Origin of the sequence: Gryllotalpicola koreensis (assembly GCF_039538185.1) — a bacterium.
Lineage (GTDB): Bacteria > Actinomycetota > Actinomycetes > Actinomycetales > Microbacteriaceae > Gryllotalpicola > Gryllotalpicola koreensis.
Window position 1 is genome coordinate 1 of the sequence record NZ_BAABBW010000002.1, and the last position, 26263, is coordinate 26263.

20 protein-coding genes are annotated in these 26263 nt (G+C 70.5%); 19 read left to right on the forward strand and 1 reads right to left on the reverse strand.

Going from position 1 to position 26263, the window contains the following annotated elements:
* Positions 1–132 (forward strand): integrase core domain-containing protein (locus tag ABD708_RS04890; RefSeq protein WP_344753336.1); only part of this gene is annotated, 132 nt, incomplete at its 5' end.
* Positions 133–301: 169 nt separating this feature from the next.
* On the forward strand, positions 302–2068 hold the full coding sequence (locus ABD708_RS04895; RefSeq protein WP_344752182.1) for a helicase HerA-like domain-containing protein: 1767 nt from the start codon (positions 302–304) through the stop codon (positions 2066–2068).
* 73 nt (positions 2069–2141) lie between these two features.
* Here the strand turns inward: ABD708_RS04895 and rsmD are convergent, their stop codons facing one another.
* Positions 2142–2702 carry a 16S rRNA (guanine(966)-N(2))-methyltransferase RsmD gene (gene rsmD / locus ABD708_RS04900; protein ID WP_344752183.1) on the reverse strand — a complete coding sequence of 187 codons (561 nt, stop codon included), beginning with the start codon at positions 2700–2702 and terminating at the stop codon, positions 2142–2144.
* A gap of 59 nt (positions 2703–2761) precedes the next feature.
* On the opposite strand from rsmD, the gene ABD708_RS04905 reads away from it, so the two are divergent.
* From ABD708_RS04905 to ABD708_RS04985, 17 genes are all read left to right on the forward strand, one after another.
* A complete protein-coding gene (locus tag ABD708_RS04905; protein WP_344752184.1) occupies positions 2762–4963 on the forward strand; it encodes an ATP-dependent DNA helicase RecG in 2202 nt (733 codons plus the stop codon).
* A gap of 42 nt (positions 4964–5005) precedes the next feature.
* Positions 5006–5491 (forward strand): pantetheine-phosphate adenylyltransferase, encoded by a 486-nt coding sequence (gene coaD / locus ABD708_RS04910; RefSeq protein ID WP_344752185.1) that lies wholly within the window; start codon positions 5006–5008, stop codon positions 5489–5491.
* Positions 5488–6507 (forward strand): AAA family ATPase, encoded by a 1020-nt coding sequence (locus ABD708_RS04915; protein ID WP_344752186.1) that lies wholly within the window; start codon positions 5488–5490, stop codon positions 6505–6507. The genes coaD and ABD708_RS04915 overlap by 4 nt, the downstream gene beginning before the upstream one ends.
* Entirely contained in the window at positions 6508–7779 is a 1272-nt protein-coding gene (locus tag ABD708_RS04920; protein WP_344752187.1) for a DUF58 domain-containing protein, read from the forward strand.
* Positions 7772–10078, forward strand: a complete 2307-nt coding sequence (locus tag ABD708_RS04925; RefSeq protein ID WP_344752188.1) for a transglutaminaseTgpA domain-containing protein — start codon at positions 7772–7774, stop codon at positions 10076–10078. The genes ABD708_RS04920 and ABD708_RS04925 overlap by 8 nt, the downstream gene beginning before the upstream one ends.
* Positions 10075–10635: a YceD family protein gene (locus ABD708_RS04930; RefSeq protein ID WP_344752189.1), complete on the forward strand. Its 561-nt coding sequence runs from the start codon at positions 10075–10077 to the stop codon at positions 10633–10635. Before ABD708_RS04925 ends, ABD708_RS04930 begins: the two co-directional genes overlap by 4 nt.
* Before the next feature lie 2 nt (positions 10636–10637).
* Positions 10638–10841, forward strand: coding sequence for a 50S ribosomal protein L32 (gene rpmF / locus ABD708_RS04935; protein WP_344752190.1), 204 nt, complete (start codon positions 10638–10640; stop codon positions 10839–10841).
* A gap of 4 nt (positions 10842–10845) precedes the next feature.
* A complete protein-coding gene (gene rnc / locus ABD708_RS04940) occupies positions 10846–11559 on the forward strand; it encodes a ribonuclease III (protein ID WP_344752191.1) in 714 nt (237 codons plus the stop codon).
* A complete protein-coding gene (gene mutM / locus ABD708_RS04945) occupies positions 11552–12424 on the forward strand; it encodes a bifunctional DNA-formamidopyrimidine glycosylase/DNA-(apurinic or apyrimidinic site) lyase (protein ID WP_344752192.1) in 873 nt (290 codons plus the stop codon). Before rnc ends, mutM begins: the two co-directional genes overlap by 8 nt.
* 29 nt (positions 12425–12453) lie before the next feature.
* On the forward strand, positions 12454–15963 hold the full coding sequence (gene smc, locus ABD708_RS04950; RefSeq protein ID WP_344752193.1) for a chromosome segregation protein SMC: 3510 nt from the start codon (positions 12454–12456) through the stop codon (positions 15961–15963).
* Positions 15964–15977: 14 nt separating this feature from the next.
* The gene (ftsY, locus tag ABD708_RS04955) at positions 15978–16862 is read left to right on the forward strand and encodes a signal recognition particle-docking protein FtsY (RefSeq protein WP_344752194.1); all 885 of its coding nucleotides are present in this window, start codon (positions 15978–15980) and stop codon (positions 16860–16862) included.
* Positions 16863–16867: 5 nt separating this feature from the next.
* The gene (locus ABD708_RS04960; protein WP_344752195.1) at positions 16868–17380 is read left to right on the forward strand and encodes a DUF2004 domain-containing protein; all 513 of its coding nucleotides are present in this window, start codon (positions 16868–16870) and stop codon (positions 17378–17380) included.
* Between the two features lie 114 nt (positions 17381–17494).
* Positions 17495–19054, forward strand: coding sequence for a signal recognition particle protein (gene ffh / locus ABD708_RS04965; RefSeq protein WP_344752196.1), 1560 nt, complete (start codon positions 17495–17497; stop codon positions 19052–19054).
* 85 nt (positions 19055–19139) lie between these two features.
* Positions 19140–22223 carry a 3-phosphoshikimate 1-carboxyvinyltransferase gene (gene aroA / locus ABD708_RS04970; RefSeq protein WP_344752197.1) on the forward strand — a complete coding sequence of 1028 codons (3084 nt, stop codon included), beginning with the start codon at positions 19140–19142 and terminating at the stop codon, positions 22221–22223.
* Positions 22224–23402, forward strand: coding sequence for an acyl-CoA dehydrogenase family protein (locus ABD708_RS04975; protein ID WP_344752198.1), 1179 nt, complete (start codon positions 22224–22226; stop codon positions 23400–23402).
* On the forward strand, positions 23396–24214 hold the full coding sequence (locus ABD708_RS04980; protein ID WP_344752199.1) for an SDR family oxidoreductase: 819 nt from the start codon (positions 23396–23398) through the stop codon (positions 24212–24214). The genes ABD708_RS04975 and ABD708_RS04980 overlap by 7 nt, the downstream gene beginning before the upstream one ends.
* A complete protein-coding gene (locus ABD708_RS04985) occupies positions 24215–26251 on the forward strand; it encodes an FAD-dependent oxidoreductase (RefSeq protein WP_344752200.1) in 2037 nt (678 codons plus the stop codon).
* Positions 26252–26263 lie beyond the last annotated feature (12 nt).

Sequence of the window (26263 nt, forward strand, 5' to 3'; positions counted from 1 at the left end):
GACTCGACCACGCAACGCGACGAGGCGCTACCGGCCTGGCTGCACTTCTACAATCACCACAGAGCCCACTCCGCCCTCGGAGGCAAGCCACCAGTCACCAGACTGACCAACCTCCCCGGACACCACACTTAGCGGCGACGACCCAGTGGGTCGTCGCGCGCCGGACGCCGAGCGAGCTCTGCTCGCGAGGGGCGCGTATCGAGACCCGCTTCGCGGCAAGAGGGGTCTCGATACGCCCGCTTGGCGGGCTACTCGACCAGCGCGGCCCCACAGCCGAACCGCGCCGCAATATGCTCGCCTCATGACCGATCCGGGGGACCTGCAGCGGCAGGCGGAAGAACTTCAGAAGCAAGCCGAAGAGGCCATGCGCAAGGCGCAGGAGGCGGCTGCTGCCGCCCAAGCCGCGGCAGCGGCGGCTCAGGCGGCGCCGGCCGCCCCAGCGGCGCCTGCGGCCGCGGCATCCGTGCCCCCGGCGCAAGCCGCATCCGGCCCGCTCGGCCAGCCCGACATCGACAAGATCACGGCCGGCTACGGATTCACCGAGACGAGTCTCGAGCTCGGGGCGTTGCTCAACGGCGAGCCGCTGCCAGAGGCGCAGATCCGCATCCCGCTCGGCATGCTGAACCGCCACGGCCTGATCGCGGGGGCCACGGGAACGGGCAAGACGCGCACGCTGCAGTCGATCGTCGAGCAGCTCTCGGCCAACGGCGTCAGTGTGTTCGCGGCCGACATCAAGGGCGATCTGTCGGGCCTCTTGGTCGACGGCGAGCCGAGCGACAAGCTGCTCGCGCGCACGAAGGCGATCGGGCAGGACTGGACCCCCGCCCACTTCCCGACCGAGGTGTTCTCGCTGGGCGGCAAGGGGAAGGGCGTGCCGATCCGCGCGACGATCGCCGGCTTCGGGCCGCTGCTCCTCGCCCGCGTGCTCGGCCTCAACGAGGTGCAGGAATCGAGCCTCGGCCTGGTCTTCCATTACGCCGAGGAGAAGGGCCTCGCCTTGCTCGACCTCGAGGACCTGCGCGCGGTGCTGCAGTACCTCACGAGCCCCGATGGCAAGGCCGAGCTCGCCGGCATCGGCGGCATCTCGCCCGCGACGGCCGGGGTGATCCTGCGCGAGCTGGTGAGCTTCGCGGCGACGGGCGCCGAAGCGTTCTTCGGCGAGCCGGAGATCGACACGGCTGAGTTCCTGCGCCAGGCATCCGACGGCCGTGGCATCGTCAGCCTGCTCGAGGTGCCGGGCGTGGCCGACCAGCCGCAGCTCTACTCGACCTTCCTCATGTGGCTGCTCGCCGATCTCTACAACGGGCTCCCCGAGGTCGGCGACGCCCCGAAGCCGAAGCTCGTCTTCTTCTTCGACGAGGCGCACCTGCTGTTCACGGATGCCAGCAAGGAGTTCATCACCCAGATCACGCAGACCGTGCGGCTGATCCGCTCGAAGGGCGTCGGCGTGTTCTTCATCACGCAGTCCCCGAAAGACGTGCACGAGGACGTGCTTGCCCAGCTCGGCTCGCGCGTGCAGCACGCGCTGCGGGCGTTCACGCCCGACGATGCGAAGGCGCTGCGCGCGACAGTGTCCACCTACCCGAAGTCGGGCTACCACCTCGAAGAGGTGCTCACGAGCCTCGGCACCGGTGAAGCGATCGTGACGGTCATGAACGAGTCGGGCGCGCCGACGCCCGTCGCCTGGACCCGCATGCGCGCCCCGCAGTCGTCGATGACCACCGCGCCGGAATCCGCGATCGACGCCGTCATCAGCGCCTCGCCGCTGTTCGCGAAGTACGGCACGCCGATCGACCGCGAGTCGGCCGGCGAGATCCTGACCGCGAAGCTGAACGCGGCGGCCGAGAAAGCGCAGGCAGAGGCAGATGCGAAGGCGCAGGCCAAGCAGCAGGCGACGGATGCCAAGCAGCACGCCGCCGCCGAGAAGGAGGCCGCGCGTCAGGCGAAGGTTCGCCAGACGCAGGCCGCCCAGGTCGGCAAGGTCGCGGTGAAGGTGCTCACCTCACGAACCACCCAGACGGTGCTGAAGGGTGTCTTCGACGGCATCTTCGGCACGCGCCGCCGCTAGACCCACCCCGTCCAGTTGCGTCGCCGCGTTCGGGCCGAACCCGAGCGGTTTTAGGCCCGAAACCGGCGACGCATCACGCCTTGGCGAACCACACCGTGGTCTCGCCGTACTTCTTCGGCTTCAGCGGCGTGAGCGCCGTGGGCCAGACCGGCTCGGGGGAGCGGCTCGAGCGCTCGACGACTACGAGGGCTTCGGGGGCGAGCAGCGGCACCAGCGCCTCAAGATCCGCCGCCACCTCGGCATCCGACACCTCGTAGGGCGGGTCGCTCAAGACCAGGTCGAAGGGACCGGTGACGGATGCCAGGAAGGAGGCGACCGGGCTCTGCACGACGCTCACCGGCGGGGCATCCGCCCGCATCGCCTGGGTGACGAGCGCCGCGTTGGCCTTCGCTACCCGCACGGCGGACGCGTTCCTCTCGACGAGCGTGACGGCTGCCGCCCCGCGACTCGCCGCCTCGAGCCCGAGCGCCCCCGACCCCGCATACAGGTCGAGCACGCGCGCGCCGTCGAGCGCGTCCCGCGCCTCGAGCGCCGAGAACAGCGCCTCGCGCACGCGGTCGCTCGTCGGCCGGGTCCCGGCCTTCGGCACGGCGAGACTCACGCGCCCCGCGGCGCCCGCGATGATCCGGGTCATATCCACAACCTACCGGGGCCTCGCCGACCATGTCGTAGCTGTGTTCTAGACTCCGAAGCATGGTCGGCCTCGACACCAAGCTCAGCGTCGTGATCGGCGGGCGCTCGGCGGCGGCGTTCCAGAAGGCGTGGGGGCTCGTGACGATCGCCGACCTGCTGAGCCAATACCCGCGGCGCTACGCCCACCGCGGCGAGCCGACCGCCCTCGACGAGCTGCCCGACGGCGAGGTGGCGACCGTTGTCGCGACGGTGCTGCGCATGAGCAGCAAGCCGTTCAAGACCCGCCGCGGCACGATCCAGACCGTGACGATCAGCGACGGGCGCAGCGAGATGACCGCGACGTTCTTCAACCAGCCGTGGCGCGAGAACCAGCTGAAGAAGGGCGCGCGCGGCCTGTTCTCCGGCAAGGTGACGCGGTTCAGGGGCGAGGCGCAGCTGACGCATCCCGAGATCCAGTTGTTCGGCGAGGGCGAGGAGGGGGCGGTGCCCGACCCGGCGGTCGATGAGGAGCGTGCGCGACGCTGGGCGACCGAGCCGCTGCCGGTCTACCCGGCGACGGCGTCGATCCCCAGCTGGACGGTGCAGAAGACGGTGGCGACCGCCCTCCAGGCGCTCGACGCCGAGGACGTGCTCGACCCGCTGCCCGAGGCCGTGCGTGCTGAGCGCGGCCTGCTCGGCTACTTCGACGCGCTGCGGCTGATCCACCAGCCCGAGACCGACGCCGACTGGCGCCGGGCCCGCGACACCCTGCGCTTCCACGAGGCCTTCGTGCTGCAGGCCGCGCTCTTGCAGCAGCGCGCCGTGAGCCGCTCGGCGCACACGCTGCCGCGCAAGGCGATCCCTGGCGGATTCGCCGAACGGCTCGACGAGGCGCTGCCGTTCGAGCTGACCGCCGACCAGGGCCTCGTCGGGGCCGAGCTCGCCTTCGACCTCGCCCGCGACGTGCCGATGAACCGGCTGGTGCAGGGCGAGGTCGGCAGCGGCAAGACGCTCGTCGCCGTGCGCGCGATGGCGACCGTCGCCGACTCGGGCGGCCAGTCGGCCCTGCTCGCCCCGACCGAGGTGCTCGCGGCGCAGCACCTCCGCTCGATCGTCCGGGCGCTCGGTCCCGACCTCTCGGCCGAGCTCATGCCGACGCTGCTCACGGGCCAGCTCACCGCCGCCGAGCGCAAGAAGGCGCTGCTGCGCATCGTCACCGGTCAGGCGCGCATCGTCGTCGGCACGCACGCGCTGCTCTCCGACGCCGTCGAGTTCTACGACCTCGGGCTCGTCGTCGTCGACGAGCAGCACCGCTTCGGCGTCGAGCAGCGCGAGACGCTGCGGGCGAAGGGCAAGACGCCGCCGCATCTGCTCGTGCTGACCGCCACGCCGATTCCGCGCACCGTCGCGATGACCGTGTTCGGCGATCTCGACATCTCGACGATCCGCCAGCTGCCGCAGGGGCGGCAGGGCATCGAGAGCTTCGTCGTGCCGCTCGCCGAGAAGCCGACCTGGTTCAACAACATCTGGAAGCGCGCCAAGGAAGAGATCGACCAGGGCCGGCAGGTCTTCGTGGTCTGCCCTGCCATCAGTCCCAAGGACGTCGAGGAGGGTGACGAGCTCGACGCCGACGAGGCGGCGGAGGGGGTGGATGCCTCACCGAAGCACCCCATCGCCAACGTCGCCGACGTCTTCGCGCACCTGCAGCAGCGTCCCGACCTCGAGGGTGTGCGCATGGGGGTGCTGCACGGCCGCATGTCCTCCGACGAGAAGGACGAGGTGATGGGCGCCTTCGGCCGCCGCGAGCTCGACCTGATCGTCGCCACCACCGTCATCGAGGTCGGGGTCGACGTGCCGAACGCCTCCACCATGATCGTGCTCGACGCCGAGCGCTTCGGCGTGAGCCAGCTGCATCAGCTGCGCGGGCGTGTCGGCCGCGGCAGCGTGCCCGGGGTGTGTCTCTTCGTCACCTATGCCGAAGAGGACACGCTGGCGCGCGACCGTGTCGACGCCGTCGCGAACAACCTCGACGGCTTCGAGCTCGCGCAGATCGACCTCGAGCTGCGGCGCGAGGGCGACGTGCTCGGCGCGCGCCAATCGGGCGGCCGCTCGTCGCTGCGCCTGCTGCGGGTGGCGCTGGACGGCGACCTCATCGGCGACGCGCGCACGGCCGCGGCATCCGTCATCGACTCCGACCCGACGTTGCGCAAGCACACGCCGCTGAAAGAGGCGGTCGATCGCCGCCTCGACGAGTCCGAGCGCGAGTTCCTCTCGAAGGGCTGAGTGCTGCTCATGACCGGTCCCGCGCGGTTAGGCTGAGAGCCTATGAGCAGGCTCGCCGTCGTACCGGGCTCATTCGACCCGGTCACCCTGGGGCACCTCGACGTCATCGAACGCGCCGCGCGCCTCTTCGACAGCGTCCACGTGCTCGTCGTCCACAACCCCGACAAGCCGGGCGGTCTGCTCAGCGCCGACGCCCGCGCGGCGGTGATCGAGAAGGCCGTGGCGGATGCCGGCATCCAGGGCCGCATCGAAGTGGCGCAGTACTCCGCCGGGCTGCTCGCCGACTACTGCACCCAGGTGGGGGCGACCGCCCTGGTCAAGGGACTCCGTTCGCACACCGATCTGGTGTATGAGACTCCTATGGCGATCGTGAACGAGCACCTGGCCGGCGTCGAGACGGTCTTCGTGCTGCCCAAGCCCGAGAACGCGCAGGTGTCGAGCACTCTGGTGCGCCAGGTCATCGCGCTCGGCGGCGACGTGACCCCCTACGTGCCCGCCGCGGTGCTCGAGGCGGTGCGGGCGCAATGACGACGCTTCCGACACCGGTGCCCGACGAGGTCGAGCCGGGCGAGCCGACCGACTCGATCGAGACGACCGACCTCGCCGAGGTCGCCGGCCGCATCATCGCGAGCATCGAGCAGGTCATCGACGGCAAGCACGAGCAGGTGGTCACGGCTCTCACGGTGCTGCTCGCCGAGGGCCACCTGCTCATCGAGGACGTGCCGGGCGTCGGCAAGACGATGCTCGCCAGGTCGCTCGCCAAGGCGGTCGACGGCACGATCAGCCGCATCCAGTTCACGCCCGACCTGCTGCCGAGCGACGTCACGGGCGTCAGCGTCTTCAACCAGGCGACCCGCGAGTTCGAGTTCAAGCCGGGCTCCGTGTTCGCGAACATCGTCATCGGCGACGAGATCAACCGCGCAAGTCCCAAGACGCAGTCCGCGCTGCTCGAGGCGATGGAGGAGCGGCAGGTGTCGGTCGACGGCGGCACCTACCGCCTGGCGAGCCCGTTCATCGTGGTCGCGACCCAGAACCCGGTCGAGATGGAGGGCACCTACGCGCTGCCCGAGGCGCAGCGCGACCGCTTCATGGCCAGGATCGCGATGGGGTACCCGGATGCCGCGAACGAGGTCGAGATGCTGGGAGCCCGCGACACCGTGAACCCCATCGAGTCGCTCGAGCCCGTGGTCGGCCTCGACGCGCTGCGGCAGATGATGGCGGGGGTGCGCGCCGTGTTCACCTCCGGCGCCGTCAAGCAGTACGCCGTCGCGATCGCCCGTGCGACCCGTGACGACCAGGACATCCGGCTCGGCGCGAGCCCTCGCGCCACACTGCAGCTCGTCCGGGCGGCGAAGGCCCGTGCGGCGATCGCGGGGCGCGACTTCGTCTTGCCGGACGACATCGACGCACTCGCCGTGCCGGTACTCGGCCACCGGCTGCTGCCGACCAGCCGCGCGCTCGGGAAGCAGCACGAGACGACCGCGCTCGTCGCCGAGATCGTGCAGCGCATCGTCCAGGCGACACCCGTTCCCTCAGGACACTAGATGGCCTTCCACTCCCGCCCCATGCCGACGCTGCGCGGCTGGGTCGTGGGCGCGTGCGGGGTCCTGCTGCTCGGGGCGGCCGGCTGGTTCTCGCGCGTCGACCTGCTGTTCGCGGGCCTGCTGCTCACCCTGGCGCCGCTCGGGGCGATGATCGCGGTCGCTCTCGACCGGCCATGGCTCGCCGTGACGCGCTCCTATTCGCCTGCGGCCGTCGCCGCAGGCGAGCAGACCCAGGTGCGGCTCGACATGCGCAACGTCGCCGGCCGCCCGGTTCCGGCGATGCGCTGGACCGACCGGCTGCCTGCGGGCTTCGCGGGGCCGCAGGTGCGTGCGCTTCCGCCGCTCGCAGCCCGGGGCGCTGCTGGAGTCCACGGCGCGGATTCCGTCACGCTGCGCTATACCGCCCGCGCCCGACGGCGGGGTGCGTATCTGCTCGGCCCCCTGCTCGTCTCGCACACCGATCCGTTCGGCCTGGCGCGCGGCGGCTACGCCGTGGGCGAGTCGAAAATGCTGCTGGTCACGCCGAAGGTGAGCGTGCTGGGACGCGGCGGAACGGCAGAGGCGCGCGGCGAGGGCATGGACCCCGAGCTGGTGCGGCATTCGATCCCGAGCTCTGACGAGGTCATCCCGCGCGAGTACCGTCCGGGCGACGCCCTGCGCCGCGTGCAGTGGCGGGCGACGGCGCGCCTCGACCAGCTGATGGTGCGGCAGGAGGAGCAGCTCAGCAACCCGCAGGCCTGGGTGCTGATCGACACGCTGAAGGAGCACGGCGGCGACGACGGGCCCTTCGAGCAAGGCGTCGAGCTCGCGGCATCCGTTGCGTCCCATCTGCTCGCGCTCGGCTATCTCGTGGGCGTGCACGAGACCGGCGGGCGGCAGCTCTCCGGCAGCTACGAGCTTCCGGGCGGCGATCAGGTGCTCCTCGCCCAGCTCGCAGGCATCGAGCAGACGCGGGACACGGGCGGCGACGCATCCGGTCGGTTCGCCGCGTCGTTGCGAGGCGGGCGGGCGGCATCGCCCACCTTCCTCGTGCTCGTCGACGGCGACCCGCGGCGCTGGGCGGAGCTCGCGCCGATGCGCCGCTACGCCGCGCCGGCGGTCGCGTTCCTGCTGACTCCGGCCGCGCAGACGGCGCGCGAGCCGCTCGAGAGCGCAGGATGGGTGTGCGTCGAGGTCGATGGCAAGACGGATGCCGCGGCCGCGTGGTCGCTCGCCATGGCGGCCCAGCTGCACGCCTCGACCGCGGGCCTCGCGGGGGCGCGCGATGCTTGACCGCCGCCAGGCGCGTCTGACCGCGCCGCTCGTCGCCACGCGCGGCTCGTGGAATCTGTCCATCGGGCTCTTCCTCGAGGTGATCGCGTGCAGCATCGCGCTCGTCGGCCTCATCCAGGGCGGCGGCTGGTGGTTCGCCCTCGTCGGCATCTCGGCGCTGCTGCTCACGATCCCCGCCGCACTGCGCAGCGTCGGCGTGCGCGCCTGGCTCGCTCTCGTCCTCGACGCGGTGGTCTTCGTTCTGCTGATCCAGCTCATCTATGTGCCGCGCCAGGCGCTGCTCGGGCTGATCCCGACTCCGGAGTCGGTGCACGGCGTCGTCGTCCTCTTCGAGAAGGCGATGTTCGCGATCCAGGACCAGCGCACGCCCGCCGAGCCCCTGCCCGAGCTGATCTTCTTCATCGTGCTGTTCGGCGGTGCCCTCACGATCCTGCTCGATCTGATTGCGGTCGTGCTGCGCGTGCCCGCGGTCACGGCGGTCGTGGTCGGCGGGGTGCTCGTCGTGCCGGCCATCCTGCAGCCGGGCGGCCTCAGCCTGATCGCGCTCGGCGCCGGGGCCGCTTCCTGGCTCGTGCTGCTGGCCGCGGACGGGCGATTGCGCCTCGGCTCGCGCGGCGGCGGAGCGGTGGCGCTCGCGGTCGGAGCGTCCGCCACGCTCATCGCGCTCGTGGTCTCGGCGACCGCGCCCGGATTCGTCGAGCAGGGCCGCACCGCGCAGGCCGGCCCCGTGTCTGTGGGCAACGGCGTGAACCCGCTCATCGATCTCGGTGCAGACCTGCGTCGGCCGGACCCGGTCAACGTGCTGGAATACACGACCTCGGCGACGAACGCTCCGTACCTGCAGCTCACGACCCTCGACACCATCCGCGGCACCAATTGGACGCACACCCCCGGCAAGGTGTCCCCGCTGCAGGGCGGCAGCAGGCTCGCGGCCGTTCCCGGCCTCGACCGGAGCCTCGGCATCTCGGCGAAGCAGACCACGTCGTGGATCTCCGTGCAGAACCTGCGCAGCTCCTGGCTGCCGGCGCCGTACCCCGCGACGAGCGTCAGCGGTCAGCGGGGCGTGCAGACCTACCAGGCCTCCGACCTCACGCTCTTCGCCCAGGACGGCAATCTGAACGGCCAGAGCTACAAGACGAAGAGCCTCGATCTCGAGCCGACCGCGGCTCAGCTCGCCGCACAGGGAGCGGCCGCGCAGCAGGACTTCACCGACGTGAGCGCCGATCTCGAGCTTCCGGGCGACGTGCCGGCGATCATCACCGACACCGCGAACGAGATCGCTGCGGGCGCCGCGTCGACGAGCGAGTTCGACATCGCCCTCGCGATCCAGCAGTACTTCCAGAGCTCGCTCAACGGGTACACCTACTCGACGGACTCGCCCGACACCGTCGACGGCGCGAGCCTCGCGGTGATCGCCAAGTTCCTCCAGGTGCGCGAGGGCTACTGCGTGCACTTCGCGAGCGCGATGGCGGTGATCGCCCGGGTGCTCGGCATCCCGAGCCGCATCGCCATCGGCTACCTGCCCGGCTCGCCGATCCAGACGACGGGCACGCGCGTCACCTACCAGGTGGACTCCAGCGACCTGCACGCCTGGCCGCAGCTGTACTTCCCCGGCGTCGGCTGGGTGAACTTCGAGCCGACCGTGAGCCGGGGCTCGGCGCCCTCCTACACGGTGAGCACCACGCCCGAGACCGGTGCGACCTCGGCCCCGCAGGCGAGCACGGCCCCGTCTGCCGCGCCGTCGCCGACGCCGAGCGCGCGCGCCCTGCCGGATGAGCAGCAGGCGAGCAGCCCCAATGCCGTCGCGGCGAGCAACGGGGTGCCGCTCATGCTCGGCATTCTCGTGCTCCTCGCCGTGCTCGCATCGCCCGCGGTCGCGCGCGTTCTGCGCCGTCGCGGGCGGCTCACCCGCCTGCGCGAGGAGGGCGCGCCGCCCGACGTCGCGTGGGCCGAGATCAGAGACACCGCACAGGACCTCGGCTTCGGGGCCGCGCCGGCCGAGACACCGCGGGCGTTCGCCGCGCGGCTGCGCGCCGACTGGCATCCGGACGCCGCGCACCAGCGGGACCTCGACGACATCCTCGAACAGGTCGAGCTCACCGCATTCGGGCCGCCCCGCCCGTGGGGCCGCTATTTCGAGCTCGCCGACAAGACCGTGCGCGTGACCGCCGCCATGCGCGCGTCACGGCACTGGACGACCCGGCTCATCGCCACCGTTGCGCCCCGCTCGCTGTTCACGGCCATCGGCGAGCGCGGGCGGGCGGCCGTGCACGCGTCGACGTATGATCGAAGGTTGTGAGTGCCGCCAAGAATCCGTATTCGGTCGCCGTCTTCGACCTCATGCACCAGCCCGGGCAGAGCAAGGAGCTGACGCTCGACCTCGCCGTCCCCGAGAAGCTGGGGGAGGGGATGATCGCCGTTCCCGCCGGCGCGCCGATGCAGATCGAGTTGCGCCTCGAGGTGCTGCACGACGGCATCCTCGCCTCGGGCGAGGTCGACACCACGGCCGAGGGCCAGTGCGTGCGCTGCCTGACCGACGTGTCGCAGGCGCTCCAAGTCGATTTCCAAGAGCTGTTCGCGTACACTGGCGACGAAGCTTTTGACTTCGAGGTTCACGATGACCACGTGGATCTTGAACCTCTGGTCAGGGATTCGGTGGTGCTGTCACTGCCATTCCAGCCGGTGTGTCGCCCCGACTGCCCTGGTCTCGACCCAGAGACCGGTGAGCGGTTGGCGGATCACCCGGACCGCAAGCCCCGTGAAAACACAGACCCCCGTTGGGCTGCGCTTGCGGACTTCCGAGCTTCCGAAGACACCGAAGCCGGCATCACCGGCACCGACACAGAAGAGAGATAGCCATGGCTGTTCCCAAGCGCAAGCAGTCGCGCTCCAACACGCGTGCCCGTCGCTCGCAATGGAAGGCAGAGGTCCCGACGCTCGTCAAGACCGTCGAGAACGGTCGCGTGACCTACAGCCTGCCGCACCGTGCGAAGGTCGTCACCGACTCGCAGGGCACCGAGCTGTACCTCGAGTACAAGGGCCGCAAGGTCGCAGACGCGTAAGCGCATGCCTAGCGGCAACACCCCTGAAGGGCGTCCGGGACTGGACGCCCTTCAGTCACGTTTAGGGGTCGCCATCGACCCCGAGCTCCTCACGCTCGCGCTGACGCACCGCTCGTTCGCCTACGAGAACGGCGGACTGCCGCACAACGAGCGCCTCGAGTTCCTCGGCGATTCGATCCTCGGCCAGGCCGTCACGGTGCGCCTGTATCGCGACAACCCCGAGCTCGACGAGGGCGCGCTGGCCAAGCGCCGCGCGTCGGTCGTCTCCGGCGTCGCCCTCGCCGAGATCGCGCGCAGCCTCGGCCTCGGTGAGTTCCTGCGCCTCGGTCGCGGCGAGGAGCTCACCGGCGGCCGGCGCAAGGTGTCGATCCTCGCCGACACCGTCGAGGCGATCATCGGCGCGACCTTCCTCTCCGCCGGCCCCGACGAGGCGACGGCGCTCGTGCTGCGCCTCGTCGCGCCGCTCATGACCGACCCGGCGCGCTTCGGCGCCGCGCTCGACCCGAAGACCGCCCTGCAGGAGCTCGCCGACGAGCGCCACGCGCCTGCCCCGGTCTACGACGTCACCGGCACGGGTCCCGACCACGCGAAGACCTTCCACGCGACCGTCACCGTCGACGGCGTCGCGACCGGTCATGGCGAGGGCACCAGCAAGAAGCACGCCGAGATGGCGGCGGCCCTCGACGCCTGGACCCAGGCCACGAGCGCGGGTGCCTGAGCTTCCCGAGGTCGAGGTGGTGCGCCTCGGCCTCGCGCCGGCCGTCACCGGTGCCGTCATCACGGCGGTGGACGTGTACGACGCGCGGGCGATCACACGCCACGAGCATCGGCGTGGCTCGTTCGCCGACCGGCTGGTGGGGCGACGGATGCTGGAGCCGCATCGCCGCGGCAAGTTCATCTGGATCCCGCTCGAGGACGCGCACGAGGCCGTCCTCGCGCACCTCGGCATGACGGGGCAGCTGCTGCTGCGGGAGCCGTGGGTGCGGCCGGAGGACGAACCTCACGTCCGGGTGCGGATCGAGCTGCGGCATCCGTCGCTGCAAGAACTCGCCGTCTTCTTCAGAGACCAGCGCACCTTCGGATCGCTCGCGCTCGACGAGCTGGTGGCGACGGATGCCGGGGACCTCGTGCCCACCCAGGTGGCGCACATCGCCCGTGACCCGCTCGACGAGCTCTTCGACGATCGCGCATTCCTCGCCGCGCTCACGCGGAAGAACAGCGCGATCAAGCGCGTGCTGCTCGACCAGCGCGCGATCAGCGGCGTCGGCAACATCTATGCGGACGAGGCGCTGTGGGCCGCCCGCATCCACCCGGAGCAGCCCGCGAACACGCTCAGCCGCGCGAAGGCGAAGCTGCTGCTCGGCGAGATCCGCCTCGTGCTGGGCAAAGCGCTCATCGAGGGCGGCACGAGCTTCGACGCGCAGTACGTGAACGTGAACGGGCAGGCGGGCTACTTCGCCCACTCGCTGAACGCCTACGGGCGCGAGGGCGAGCCGTGCCCGCGCTGCGGCACCCCGATCGTGCGCGTCTCGTTCATGAACCGCTCGTCGCACTTCTGCCCGCGCGATCAGCGGCTACGGTAATGCACAGCGACTAGCGAAAGGACCCGTCGTTGCACCTGAAGAGCCTGACCCTGAAGGGGTTCAAGTCCTTCGCGCAGCCGACGACTTTCGCCTTCGAACCCGGTGTGACGTGTGTCGTCGGCCCGAACGGCTCCGGCAAGTCCAACGTCGTCGACGCGCTCGCCTGGGTCATGGGGGAGCAGGGGGCCAAGACCCTGCGCGGCGGCAAGATGGAGGACGTCATCTTCGCCGGCACCGCGACCCGCGGCCCGCTCGGCCGCGCCGAGGTGACCCTGACCATCGACAACAGCGACGGCGCGCTGCCGATCGAGTACACCGAGGTGACGATCTCGCGCACGCTGTTCCGCAACGGCGGCAGCGAGTACGCCATCAACGGCGAATCCTGCCGCCTGCTCGACGTGCAGGAGCTGCTGTCGGATTCCGGGCTCGGCCGCGAGATGCACGTCATCGTCGGGCAGGGCCAGCTCGATCAGGTGCTGCATGCGACGGCCGACGAGCGCCGCGGTTTCATCGAGGAAGCCGCCGGCATCTTGAAGCACCGCCGCCGCAAAGAGAAGACGCTGCGCAAGCTCGAGGCGATGCAGACGAACCTCACCCGCCTGTCCGACCTCGCCGGCGAGATCCGGCGGCAGCTCAAGCCGCTCGGCAAGCAGGCCGAGGTCGCGCGCCAGGCGCAGACGGTGGCGGCGGTCGTGCGGGACGCCCGGGCGCGCCTGCTCGCCGACGAGGTCGTGACCCTGCGAACCCAGCTCGAGAACTACGGCCGCGACGAGCAGGCGCGGCACTCCGAGCGCATCGTGCTGCAGGAGCAGCTCGAGCAGAAGCGGCTGCGCATCGGCCGCATCGAGGCGGCCATGGTCGGCGACGCGGTCGACCGGGCGCGGTCGGTCGCACACGGCCTGGAATCGGTGCTGGAGCGCGTGCGCGGCCTCGACACCCTCGCCCGCCAGAAGATCGCCCTGCTGTCGGCCGAGTCGCAGGCCCCGGAGGCGGTCCAGGGCGTGACGCAGGCGGCGGTCGACGAGGCACGGGCGGAGGCCGAGACGCTGCGCGGCGCCGTGACGGATGCCGAAGCCGGGCTCGCCGCCGCCCAGGACGCGACCCGGGCGACGCGTGCCCGCCTCGACGCCATCGACGAGGAAGTCGCGGCGCAGGCCGAGCTGATCTCGAGGCACGACCTCGAACTGACCAAATTGGCAGGGCAGGCGGATGCCGCAGCCCAGCGTCTCGCGGCGCTGCGCGGCGAGGTGCTGCGTCAGCAGAACCAGCTCGACGCGGCGGCGCAGCGGCGCACCGCAGCCGAGGAGGCCCTCGCCGACAGCGAGGGCGACTCGCCGCTCGGGCCTGACGCGCAGGGGGAGCTCGCCGAGGCGTACGAGCTCGCGCAGGCATCCGTCTTCGACGCAGAGGCCGAGATCGAGCGGTTGCGCGATGAGCTGCGCACCCTCGAACGGGAGCGCGACGCGCTCACCGGCCAGGTCGGGGCGCTCGGCCGCGCGCTCGACATCGGCGGAGGCTCGGCCGACGTGGTGAAGGCAGGTCTCGACGGGGTGCGCGGGCTCGTCGCCGATGCCGTGCAGGTGAAGCCGGGCTATGAGGCGGCCGTCGCGGCGGCTCTCGGCACCCTCGCCGACGCCGTGCTGGTCGAGACGCGGGCGCACGCACAGGCCGTGCTCGAGCACGCGGCGCAGCACGAGCTCGGCCGCATCGACGTGGTCGTCGCATCCGCGACGGAGATGAACCCCAGCTGGCCGAAGCTGCCGGGCGCCCTGTCCGCCCGCGAGGTCGTCACGGCGCCGGGCGGGGTGCTCGGCGTGCTCGCCTACACCGCGGTCGTCGACGATCTCGACGCGGCGCTCGAGCTGGGCCCGAAGCTGACCGATGCTGAACTCGGCGGCCCCGTGACGATGGTCACGAAGGCCGGCGAGCTGGTCACGGAGTACGTCTGGCGCGGCGGGTCGGGCGAGAGCGCCGGCCGCATCGGGCTGCTCGCCGAGCGCGACGCCGCCGTGGCGCGGCTCGAAGAGCTCGAGTCCGCGATCGAGAAGGCGCGCCTCGAGCACGACGAGCAGCGCGAGACGCTGCAGGGCGCGAAGCAGGCATCCGCCGCCGCCCTCACCCAGCTGCGCGCCTACGACGCCCAGCTCGCGGAGTACACAGAGAAGGCCAGCCGCCTCGCTGCACAACTCGAGGCGGCGAACGCCGAGTCCGAGCGCATCCAGCGCAGCATGGCCGAGTCGCAGAGCAAGGTGGCCGAGGCCGAGCAGGCCGCGGCATCCGCCAAGCGCGCGCACGAGACGCATGCCTCGAAGCCTCGCCCGATCCTCGACGTGAGCGAGCGCGACTCCGTCTACGCCGAGGTCGAGAAGGCCCGCGAGGCCGAGGTGCAGGCGCGCCTTACGGTCGAGACCGCCCGCGAGCGCGTGCGTGCGCAACTGCAGCGCGCAGAGCAGCTCGCCCAGCGGCAGAAGGCCGAGCGCGCCGCCGCGGAGGAGGCCGCCCGGCGCGCCGTCATCCGCCGGCATCAGCTCGACGCCGCGCAGGCGGTTGCGACCGATCTGCCCGCCGTGCTCGACTCGATCGACCGCTCACTCGCCCAGGCGCGCCTCGAGCTCGCGAACGCCGAGCGCGAGCGCGCCAGCCAGAACGAGGAGCTCGCGGGGCTGCGCCGCGAGGAATCCGCACTGCGCGAGCGCCTGCAGTCGGTGAGCGAGAACGTGCATGGTCTCGAGCTGCAGATCTACGAGAAGAAGCTGCACCTCTCGAGCCTGCTCGAGCGGGCGGGCAGCGAGCTCGGTCTCGTCGAGGAGGTGCTGATCGCCGAGTATGGGCCCGAGGTCGAGATCCCCGCGGAAGAGGAGGACGGCGAGCCCACCGTCTTCGACCGCGCCGAGCAGCAGCGCAGGCTCGAGAAGGCGCAGCGCTCGCTCGACCAGCTCGGCCGGGTGAATCCGCTGGCCCTCGAGGAGTTCGCCGCGCTCGAGCAGCGCCACCAGTTCCTCACTGAGCAGCTCACCGACCTGCAGAACACCCGCCGCGACCTGATGACGATCATCGAGGAGCTCGACGCGACGATGCAGACGGTCTTCCAGGCCGCCTTCGAGGACACCAAGAACGCCTTCGCCGCAGTCTTCCCGATCCTCTTCCCGGGCGGTGCCGGCAGCATCCAGCTCACCGACCCCGAGAACCTGCTGACCACCGGCATCGAGGTCGCGGTGCGGCCCGCCGGCAAGAAGATCGAGCGGCTCTCGCTGCTCTCGGGCGGCGAGCGCTCGCTCGCGGCCGTGGCCTTCCTCGTCGCGATCTTCAAAGCGCGGCCCAGCCCGTTCTACATCATGGACGAGGTCGAAGCAGCACTTGACGACGCCAACCTCGGCCGCCTGCTGACGGTCTTCGAGGAGTTGCGCGCCGAGAGCCAGCTCATCGTGATCACACACCAGAAGCGCACCATGGAGATCGCGGACGCCCTCTACGGCGTCTCGATGCGACAGGACGGCGTGAGCGCGGTCGTCGGTCAGCGGGTCGGCACCGCCGCCTAAGTAGACTTGCCCGTATGGCAGAAGCTCGCTCGTGGTCGTTCGGCGGCGCGCTCCGCAATCTGTTCACCGGCCAGCAGAAGCGGGTCATCGACGAGGACACCTGGGACGAGCTTGAGGTGGCGCTGATCGGCGCCGACTTCGGCCCCGACATCACCGAGAGCGTCATCGCCGAGCTCAAAGAGAAGGTGGCCAGATACCGCACGGAGGACTACGCGGACCTGCAGCGGATGCTGCGCGAGGGGCTCGAGGAGCGGCTGTCGAAGTTCGACACGACGCTCAAGCTGACCGAGCGCCCCGCCGTCGTGCTCGTCGTCGGCGTCAACGGCGTCGGCAAGACCACGACGATCGGCAAGTTCGCCAAGTTCCTCACCAATTACGGCCGCTCGGTCGTGGTCGGCGCGGCCGACACCTTCCGCGCGGCGGCCGTCGAGCAGCTCGGCACCTGGGCCGAGCGCGCCGGCGTGCAGATCGTGAAGCCGCAGCAGCAGGGCCAGGATCCGGCATCCGTCGCCTATCAGACCGTCGACTTCGCCAAGCGGAACGGCGTCGAGATCGTGATCATCGACACCGCCGGCCGCCTGCACACGAAGGGCGGCCTCATGGATGAGCTCGGCAAGATCAAGCGCGTCGTCGAGAAGCAGGCGCCGATCGCCGAGGTGCTGCTCGTGCTCGACGCGACCACGGGCCAGAACGGTCTCATGCAGGCGCAGGCCTTCCTCGAGAGCGCGGGTGTGACCGGCCTTGTGCTCACGAAGCTCGACGGCTCGGCGAAGGGCGGCTTCGTGCTCGCCGTGCAGGAGCGCACGGGCATCCCGATCAAGCTCGTCGGCCAGGGTGAGGGCATCGGCGACCTGACCGGCTTCACGCCGCACGTGTTCGCGCAGCAGCTGGTGGGGTGAACAGGATGTCTAAAGAGCACGACTACTTCGGGATCGTGGATTCCACGAGCACCGGCGGCCTCTACTGGGACGACGCCCTCGAGGTCGGCGACCAGTTCGTCGACCTGGTTCTGACCGCTGAAGACGAGGACCTCGTGAGCGAGAGCGCGCTCGACCTCGCCGCGGCGATGGCGCAGGGCCTTGAAGCCTTCGACGGCCGCGCCCGCGAAGCGCTCGTCGCCGAGCTCTCCGAGCGCCAGTCGGCCACCACCACCTTCATCGACCGCCAGGTCGACAACAAGGGCGAAGATCTGCAGACCCTGCTCGACCTCATGGTCGACAACTCGGGCGACATCGCCATCGACGTGCTGAAGTCGCTGCAGCTGCTGCGCGTCGTGCTCCACCCCGAGCACACAGAAGGCGACGACGCCTTCGCGACCTTCGACTACGCGATCGACCCCGACGAGTCCGACGAGCTGCTGGTCGTTTCCTTCGGCGCCGACGGCGACGTCATGGACGTCGAGGACGTCCCCGAGTAGCGAAACGCACCCGAGGGTGCAGTTGTGGTCCCCGCGGCCGCCGGAGTGCTGCCCGAACGCACCCTTCGGGGAAGTTCAGGCTGTCGGAAGCCGCCACCGTAGAATTGACCCACCATGGCGATCTTCGGCTCACTCTCCGACCGGCTCACCGAGAGCCTCAAGAACCTCCGCACCAAGGGCAAACTCTCGGCGAGCGATGTCGACGGCACGGTCCGCGAGATCCGGCGCGCACTGCTCGAGGCGGACGTCTCGCTCGATGTCGTCAAGAAGTTCACCGCCGCGGTGCGCGAGCGCGCGCTCTCCGACGACGTGAACCGCGCGCTGAACCCGGCGCAGCAGGTCGTGCAGATCGTCAACGAGGAGCTCATCGAGATCCTCGGCGGGCAGCAGCGCCGCCTCGAGTTCGCGAAGACCCCGCCGACGATCATCATGCTCGCGGGCCTTCAAGGCGCCGGTAAGACGACCCTCGCGGGCAAGCTCGCGAAGTGGCTCAGGAAGGACGGCCACACGCCGATGCTGGTCGCGGCCGACCTGCAGCGCCCCAACGCCGTCACGCAGCTCCAGGTCGTCGGCGAGCAGGCCGGCGTCACGGTCTTCGCCCCCGAGCCGGGCAACGGCGTGGGCGACCCCGTCAAGGTCGCGAAGAACGCGGTCGACGAGGCGCGCCGCCGCCAGTTCGACACCGTCATCATCGACACGGCCGGCCGTCTCGGCGTCGATGCCGAGCTGATGAAGCAGGCGGCCGACATCCGGAAGGCGACGAACCCCGACGAGGTCCTCTTCGTCATCGACGCGATGATCGGCCAGGACGCCGTCGCGACGGCGAAGGCATTCCAGGACGGCGTCGACTTCACGGGCGTCGTGCTCTCCAAGCTCGACGGCGACGCGCGCGGCGGCGCGGCGCTCTCCGTGGCATCCGTCACCGGCCGTCCCATCATGTTCGCCTCGACGGGTGAGGGCCTCGACGACTTCGAGCCCTTCCACCCCGACCGCATGGCGAGCCGCATTCTCGACCTCGGCGACATCCTCACCCTGATCGAGCAGGCGCAGCAGGCCTTCGACGAGGAGGAGGCTCGCCAGGTCGCGGAGAAGTTCGCCACCGACAGCTTCACGCTCGACGACTTCCTCAAGCAGATGCAGCAGCTGCGGAACATGGGCTCGATCAAGAAGATGATCGGCATGCTGCCCGGCGCGGGCGGCATGCGCGAGCAGCTCGACAACTTCGACGAGCGCGAGATCGTGCGCACCGAGGCGATCATCCAGTCGATGACGCCGGCCGAGCGCCGCACGCCGAAGCTGCTGAACGGCTCGCGCCGCCTGCGCATCGCCAAGGGTTCCGGCATGACGGTCACCGACGTGAACCAGCTCGTCACCCGCTTCGAGCAGGCCTCCAAGATGATGAAGACCGTCGCGAAGGGCGGCGTGCCGCAGGTTCCGGGCATGGGCCCGATCCCGGGCGCGGGCTACGGCGGCGGCAAGAGGAAGCAGCAGGCGAAGAAGGGCTCGCGCTCGGGCAACCCCGCGAAGCGTGCGGCCGAGAACGCTGCTCTGGCTGCCGGCGTCAAGCCGGGCGGTGCGAGCGAGTCGACGGGCGCGAGCTTCGGCCGCCCCGGGGCGAAGCCCGAGCAGCAGGCGCCCGACCTGAGCCAGATCCAGAAGCTGTTCGGAAAATAGGCTGTTCCAAACCTCAAAAGGTGGCTGCGGCATCTGTACGAAAGGCATGCCAACAGGGGCATCCGTTCGCCGGTAGCGTGGCACTGTGCAGTTGATCTCTAGAGGAACCACACACAAACTCGAAGGCACGCTGGAGATCCCGGTCTCCAAATACCATGCGCACCGCGCGCTGGTGCTGGCCGCTCTGGCCGAGGGCACGAGCGTGATCACGGGGGTCTCGACGACCAGGCAGGTCGAGTGGACCGTGAGCGTGCTGCGGGCCCTCGGCGCCAAGATCGAGATCACGGATGCCGGCTACACCGTCACCGGAACGGGTGGCCGCTTCCACGGCGCCCCGGTCAACGAGCGCGGCTCGCGCGGTGAGGACGGCCTGCTCAACGTCGGCTCCTCGGGCACGACCCTTTACTTCATCACGGGCCTCATGTCGCTCTCCGACCGACCCACGACGGTCACGGGCATGAAGTACTTCCGCCGCCGCCCGATCAAGGCGCTGCTCAGCGCCCTCACCGAGATGGGCCTCGAGCTCGAGTCGACCAACGACTGCCCGCCGATCACCGTGCAGCCGAAGCGCCCCAGGGGCGGCGACGTGCACATCGCCGGCACGCTCTCGCAGTGGGTCTCGGGTCTGCTGCTCACCGCGATGTTCGCCGAGACCGACACCACGATCCACATCACGGGCGGCCAGCTCAACGAGCAGCCGTACGTCGACCTGACAGTGCGCATGATGCGGCACTGGGGATTCCAGGTCGAGGTCAGCGAGGACTGGCTGAGCTACACCGTGCCGGCGAACCAGACCGGTACCGCCGCGGACTACACGATCCCTGCCGACATCGGCTCCGCCGCCTTCGGCATCGCGGCGGCGGCGCTGCACCCTTCCGACGTCCTCTTCCGCGGCCTGCCCGCCGCGACGACCGCCGAGGTCGACCACCCCGAGGCAGAGTTCCTCGACATCGCGGCCTCGATGGGCGTGCCCATGGTCGTCGACGAGGAGACCGGCTGGGTGCGCATCCGCCATGACGGCCTCACCCTGAAGCCCTTCGACATCGATGCGACGCCGATCCCCGACCTGCTGCCGATCCTCTCGGTGATGGCGAACTTCGCCGAGGGCACGAGTCATCTGCGTAACGTCGGGCACGTGCGCCTCAAGGAGTCGGACCGCGTTGCGGCCATGCTGCAGCTCAACAAGATGGGCGGCGACGCCACGCAGGAGCCGACCGAGCTGCACATCAACGGAACCGCGGGCCGGCGCGGCACGGGAGCGAAGCTCTCCAGCTTCAACGACCACCGCGTGTTGATGTCGCTCGCGATCGCGGGCACGAAGTCGGACGGCGAGACGAGCCTCACCTACCCGCGCGCCTACCGCATCTCGTACCCGACCTTCCTCGAGGCGATGACCTCCATCGGCCTCGACATCGACGTGGACGCCCCGTCGAAGGGCGAGGACGACGAGGAGACGCAGACCCAGGCATCCGCCCCCGTCTCGGCCGAGCCGCTGGTGCTGCCGATCGCCGTGCGCGAATACGCGCAGACCAAGGCCGACGAGGCCGCGGTCATCGAGGTCGGCAACAGCCATCCGGTCACGACGACGTGGGGCCAGCTGCAGGCCGAGGCCGACAAGGTCTCGCAGCTGCTGCTCGAGCTCGGCGTCGAGAAGGGCGAGTCGGTCGGCGTTCAGCTGCCGAACTGGAGCGAGTTCGTCGCGATCTCGCTCGGCGCCATGCAGATCGGCGCCGTGGTGACCCCGATCATGCCGGTGTTCGGCCCGCGCGAGGTCGCCATGACCCTGTCGCGTTCGCGCGCCCGCGTGCTGTTCCTGCCGAACCTGTTCCGCAAGCGGCACGCCCCCGTCGAGCTCGTGGCGGTCGCCGACGAGGCCCGCCAGCAGGGCCGCAAGCTCCATCTCGAGCACGTCATCGTGCTGCAGGCTGAGAACCGGGACGGCGGTGAGTCCGTCAGCATCCCGCCGATCCCCGAAGAAGCGGTCGCGCGCGCAGAGGCCGCGTCGTGGACGTGGCGCTACTACGAGAACGCGCTCGGCTCCGTCGAACCCGATCTCGGCGCGATCGCCGATCGGATGCCGGAGGCCGACGACGTCTGCCAGCTGCTGTTCACCTCAGGCACCACGGGCGAGCCGAAGGGCGTCCAGCACCCGTACCGCACGCTCGGGCTCGCGACCGCGCTGCACGTGCAGCGCTCGGGCCTGACCGCCGAGGACCGCGTCTTCATCCCGAGCCCGCTCGCGCACCAGACCGGCTTCCTCTACGGCATGCTGCTCGCGTGGCGCCTCGGCGTGGCATCCGTCATCCAGCCCGTGTGGGACGGCCAGGTCGCGCTCGACCAGGCATTCGGCCAGGCGAAGGCGAGCTTCGTGCAGGCGGCGACCCCGTTCCTCACCGACCTCGTCGCGCTCGTCGAGGGCGGTGCGCCTAGCCCCAAGGCCCTGCGCATCTTCGTGGCGACCGGCGCGGCGGTGCCGCGCGAGCTCGCGGGCCGCGCGACGACCGTGCTCGACACCGCCGTGCTCGGCGCCTTCGGCACGACCGAAACCTGCCTCGCCACCCTGTCGGGCCCGGGCGATACGCCCGAGAGCATGTGGGGCACCGATGGGCGCGCGCTCGACGGCGTCACCCTGCGCATCACCGACGACGAGGGCGTCGAAGTGCCGGTCGGCACCGAGGGCAACTACGAGTTCTTCTCGCCGACGCTGTTCGGCGGCTATCTCGAGCGCCCCGACCTCACCGCCGACGTGTTCACCGAGGACGGCTGGTACAAGACCGGCGACCTCGCCTACATCGACGAGGCCGGCTACCTGCACATCACAGGCCGCGTGAAAGACGTCATCAACCGCGGCGGCGAGAAGATCCCGGTCGTCGAGATCGAGAACCTGCTCTACCAGCACCCGCTGGTCGCCGACGTCGCGATCGTCGCGATGCCCGACCCGCGTCTTGGCGAGCGTGCGTGCGCCTTCGTCGTGAACGCCAAGGCGGGTGCCAAGCTCGAGTTCGCCGCCATGCAGGAGTACCTCAACACCCACGGCGTCTCGAAGTACTACTGGCCAGAGCGCCTCGAGTACCTCGACGAGCTGCCGCGCAACGCGGTCGGCAAGATCCAGAAGAACGTGCTGCGCGAGCAGGCTGCCGCCCTCGTCGCAAACCAGGAAGGCAAGTAAGTGGCTGTCGCTGAATTCGACGACGCGGAGTTCGCCGCGCTCAAGGCTGAGATCACTGCATGGGTGCAGGGTCCCGGCGAAGAGTGGGCGAACACGATCGAAGAGACCGGGGATGTCCCGGCCGAGCTGTTCGCGGAGCTGAAGAGTCGCGGCTGGCTGAGCCTCGCCGCCCCCGCCGAGTTGGGCGGCCGCGGCATCCCGTTCAGCCGCTATCTCGAGCTGCTCGAGCAGATCTCGAAGTCGCACGGCTCGATCCGCATGCTCGTGCACGTCATCAACGGCACCTGGCGCGCGATGGCCCCGTATGCCAGCCCCGAGCTGCTGGAGGAGGTCGTGAAGCCCTCGGTGGCGGGCGACAAGCTGGTCGCGTTCACGCTCACCGAGCCCGACAACGGCACGGGTGCCGACATCACGACGACGGTGCGCCGCGAGGGCGACGAGTACGTCATGAACGGCGTGAAGCACCTCATCACCTTCGGCGTGAAGGCCGACTACCTGCTCATCGCGGCCCGCCTCGAGGGTTCGACGGGCAACGACGGCACCGTCGCGTTCGCCATGCCGAACCGGCTGCCGGGCGCCGAGGTGATCGACGACTCCGACACGATGGGCGTGCGCGGCACCGACCATGCGATCCTCAAGTTCCACGAGGTGCGGATTCCGGCGAAGTACCGCCTCGGCGACGAGGGCCAGGGCCTCGAGGTCGCCCTCGGCGGCTTCCTGCTGCCGAGCCGCGTCTCGGTCGCGATGAGCGCCGTCGGCCTCGCCGAGCGCGCTCAGGAGCTCGCCATCGCGTTCTCGAAGGAGCGCGTCACCTTCGGCAAGCCGCTCGCGCAGCGTCAGGTGATCCAGTTCTACATCGCCGAGAACTTCGGGCGGATCGCCGCCGCGAAGTCGCTCATCATCCAGGCGGCCCGCGCCTACGAGCAGGGCGCGCCCGAGGCATCCGCCCTCTCCAGCGCGGCCAAGATGATCGCCGTCGAGATGCTCGCCACGGTGACCGACAACGCGCTGCAGGTCTTCGGCGGTCGCGGCTACTGGAAGAAGAACGCCATTGAGCGCGTCTACCGCGACGCGCGCGCCCAGCGCTTCGAAGAGGGCACGAACGAGATCCAGAAGCTGGTCGTGGCCCGCGCCGCCATCACCGGCGAGGCGAACACGGAAGGAATCCTGAATTGGTAGCACCTGAGAGCCCCCGCGTCGTCGTCATCACCGGCGCGAGCCGCGGCATCGGCCGCCTGCTCGCCGAGAAGCTCGGCGCCGAGGGCGCGCACGTCGTCATCAACTACAAGAAGAACGCCGACCTCGCTGAGGAGTCGCTCGCCGCGGTGCGCGCCGCGGGCGGCGACGGCGTGACCGTGCAGGCCGACATCGAGGTGCCCGAGGGCATCGAGGCGCTGTTCGCCGGCGTCGACGCGGCATACGACCACATCAACGCGTTCGTCGCGAACGCAGCCGCGGCGGCGTTCAAGCCGATCACCGAGATGAAGGTGCACCACATCGACCGCAGCTACGCGATGAACGCGCGCAGCTTCGTGCTCGGTGCGCAGCAGGCCGTGAAGCGGATGCCGCACGGTGGCCGCATCCTGTACATCTCGAGCTACGGGTCCTTGCGCGCCTTCCCGACCTACGCGGCGCTCGGCGCCTCGAAGGCGATGGCCGAGCAGTACATGAAGTACATGGCCGCCGAGTTCGGCCCGAAGAACATCACGGTCAACGCGGTCAACGGCGGTCTCATCGACACCGACTCGCTCGACTACTTCTACAACAAGGTGCCGGGCATGGCGCCGATGGACTCGGTCATCTCGAAGCTGCCGCTGCAACGTGCCGCGAAGGCCGACGACATGGCGGATGCCGCGCAGTTCCTGCTGTCGGACAAGGCCGGCTACATCACGGGCCAGGTGCTCACCGTCGACGGCGGTCTCACGATCATCGCCCCGCCGTTCTGGTCGGACACCACCGGCGACCTCCACGCCTCCGTCTTCGGAGAGTAAGTGGACCTGCCGCTCCTCACGCGCCCCTGGCGCCTCGGCCCGCTGGAGCTGCCTCACCGCGTGGTGATGGGCAGCATGCACACGGGCCTTGAGCCGCGCGGCGACGGGGGAGCGGCCCTCGCCGCGTTCTACCGCGAACGCGTCGAAGGCGGCGCGGCGCTCGCGATCACGGGCGGCATCTCCGTCAACGAGGAGGCGCGCGGGGGTCCCGACTACGTTGTGATGACGGATGCCGCGACCATCGCCGCCTACCGCACGGCGACCGCCGCCGTGCATGACGCGGGCGGCTTCCTCTCGGCGCAGCTGTTCCACGCGGGTCGCTACGCCGTGGGGGAGTGGGCCGTCGCCCCGAGCCCCGTGCCGTGGCGTGCCGCCCGCGGCCTCGTGCCGCGCGAGCTCACAGGAGCCGACATCGAGCGCACCATCGCCGACTTCGCGGCCGCGGCTGCCGCCGCGCGCGAGGCGGGCTTCGACGCCGTCGAGCTGATGGCGAGCGAGGGATACCTGCTCAACCAATTCCTCTCGCCGCTCACGAACCAGCGCACCGACGAGTGGGGCGGTGACAGCACGGCGCGCATGCGCTTCCCGCTCGCGGTCTTCGACGCCGTCCGCGCCGCCGTCGGGCCGGATTTCCCGGTCTCGGTGCGCATCTCGGCGACCGACCTGATGCCGGGCTCGACGACCGAGGCCGAGGTCGACGCCTTCGCCCTGGCGCTCGCCGACGCCGGGGTCGATGCCCTGAGCATGGGCGTCGGGTGGCACGAGTCCACGGTGCCGACGGTGCAGGCATCCGTGCCCCATGCCGCCTGGATCGCCTATGGCGAGCGGCTCGCCGATGCCGTGCACGCGCGCCACCCCGAGCTGCCCGTGATCGGCAGCAACCGGGTCACCGAGCTGCGCGATGCGGAGGCGATCCTCGCCCGCGGGCACGTCGACGCGGTCGCGCTCGCGCGCCCGTTCCTCGCCGATCCCGAGATCGTGAACCGCTCGCTGTCGGGCGACTTCGCCCTCATCAACGCGTGCATCGGCTGCGATCAGGCCTGCATCGACCGCTCGCTGGTCTTTCGGGAGATCAGCTGCCTCGTGAACCCGCGCGCCGGCCGCGAGACCGAGTTCCCCCTCGGCGTCACGAACGCGCGCAAGCGCGTGGCGGTCGTCGGCGGCGGCCCCGCGGGACTCGCAGCGGCCGACGACCTGGCGCGGCGCGGCCACGCGGTCACGGTCTTCGAAGCGCGCAAGGAGCTCGGCGGCCAGTTCGGCCTCGCCGCGCGGGTGCCCGGCAAAGAGGACTACCAGCTCACCGTGCGCTCCGCGGCCAAGCGGCTCGCCGCAGCCGGCGCCGAGGTGCGGCTGGGGGAGCGGGCGGATGCCGCGAGCCTCACCGGCTTCGACGGCGTCGTCGTCGCTTCCGGCGTCACCCCGCGCGTCGTCGACATCGAAGGCGCGCAGCTGGCGCACGTGCTGAGCTACGAGCAGGCGATCCGCCAGGGCGTGCCGGCCGGTACCGTCGCGATCATCGGCGGGGGCGGCATCGGCGTCGACCTCGCCGCCTTCCTCGTCGAGTCGCACGATGAGAGGACCCGCGCCCGCGTCTTCGAAGAGCGGTTCGGGCTCGACGGCTCGGCCGAGTTCGCCCGCTCCCGCCCCACCCGGGCGCTGCAGCAGCCGCGGCCGGGCCGCCAGGTGACGGTGCTGCGCCGGGCGGGCAAGTTCGGCCAGGGCGTCGGCATCACGAGCCGCTGGGTCAACGTCGGTGCGCTGCAGCACGCGGGCGTGCGGATGCTCGCCGGCATCGACTACCGCCGCATCACGCCTGAGGGGGTGGAGGTCGTGCACGAGGACGGCACGGTCGAGCTCATCCCGGGCGAGACCGTCGTCGTCTGCGCCGGGCAGGAGCCGCACGAGACCCTCTCGGAGGCGCTCGCCGCCGCAGGCATCCGTCATGAGATCGTCGGCGGCGCGCGCGACGCGCGGTCCGTCGATGCCGTGCGCGCGACGAGCGAGGGCATCGCCGCCGCGCGGCTGCTCGCCGATTAGTCCACCTGCCCG

Bases quoted from the DNA above. Each gene is read 5' to 3' on its own strand.
- ABD708_RS04895 (WP_344752182.1), top strand. From the start codon at position 302: ATGACCGATCCGGGGGACCTGCAGCGGCAGGCGGAAGAACTTCAGAAG.
- rsmD (WP_344752183.1), bottom strand. From the start codon at position 2,702: ATGACCCGGATCATCGCGGGCGCCGCGGGGCGCGTGAGTCTCGCCGTG.
- ABD708_RS04920 (WP_344752187.1), top strand. From the start codon at position 6,508: ATGGCCTTCCACTCCCGCCCCATGCCGACGCTGCGCGGCTGGGTCGTG.
- ABD708_RS04960 (WP_344752195.1), top strand. From the start codon at position 16,868: ATGTCTAAAGAGCACGACTACTTCGGGATCGTGGATTCCACGAGCACC.
- ABD708_RS04915 (WP_344752186.1), top strand. From the start codon at position 5,488: ATGACGACGCTTCCGACACCGGTGCCCGACGAGGTCGAGCCGGGCGAG.
- rnc (WP_344752191.1), top strand. From the start codon at position 10,846: ATGCCTAGCGGCAACACCCCTGAAGGGCGTCCGGGACTGGACGCCCTT.
- ABD708_RS04905 (WP_344752184.1), top strand. From the start codon at position 2,762: ATGGTCGGCCTCGACACCAAGCTCAGCGTCGTGATCGGCGGGCGCTCG.
- ffh (WP_344752196.1), top strand. From the start codon at position 17,495: ATGGCGATCTTCGGCTCACTCTCCGACCGGCTCACCGAGAGCCTCAAG.
- ABD708_RS04925 (WP_344752188.1), top strand. From the start codon at position 7,772: ATGCTTGACCGCCGCCAGGCGCGTCTGACCGCGCCGCTCGTCGCCACG.
- ftsY (WP_344752194.1), top strand. From the start codon at position 15,978: ATGGCAGAAGCTCGCTCGTGGTCGTTCGGCGGCGCGCTCCGCAATCTG.
- rpmF (WP_344752190.1), top strand. From the start codon at position 10,638: ATGGCTGTTCCCAAGCGCAAGCAGTCGCGCTCCAACACGCGTGCCCGT.
- coaD (WP_344752185.1), top strand. From the start codon at position 5,006: ATGAGCAGGCTCGCCGTCGTACCGGGCTCATTCGACCCGGTCACCCTG.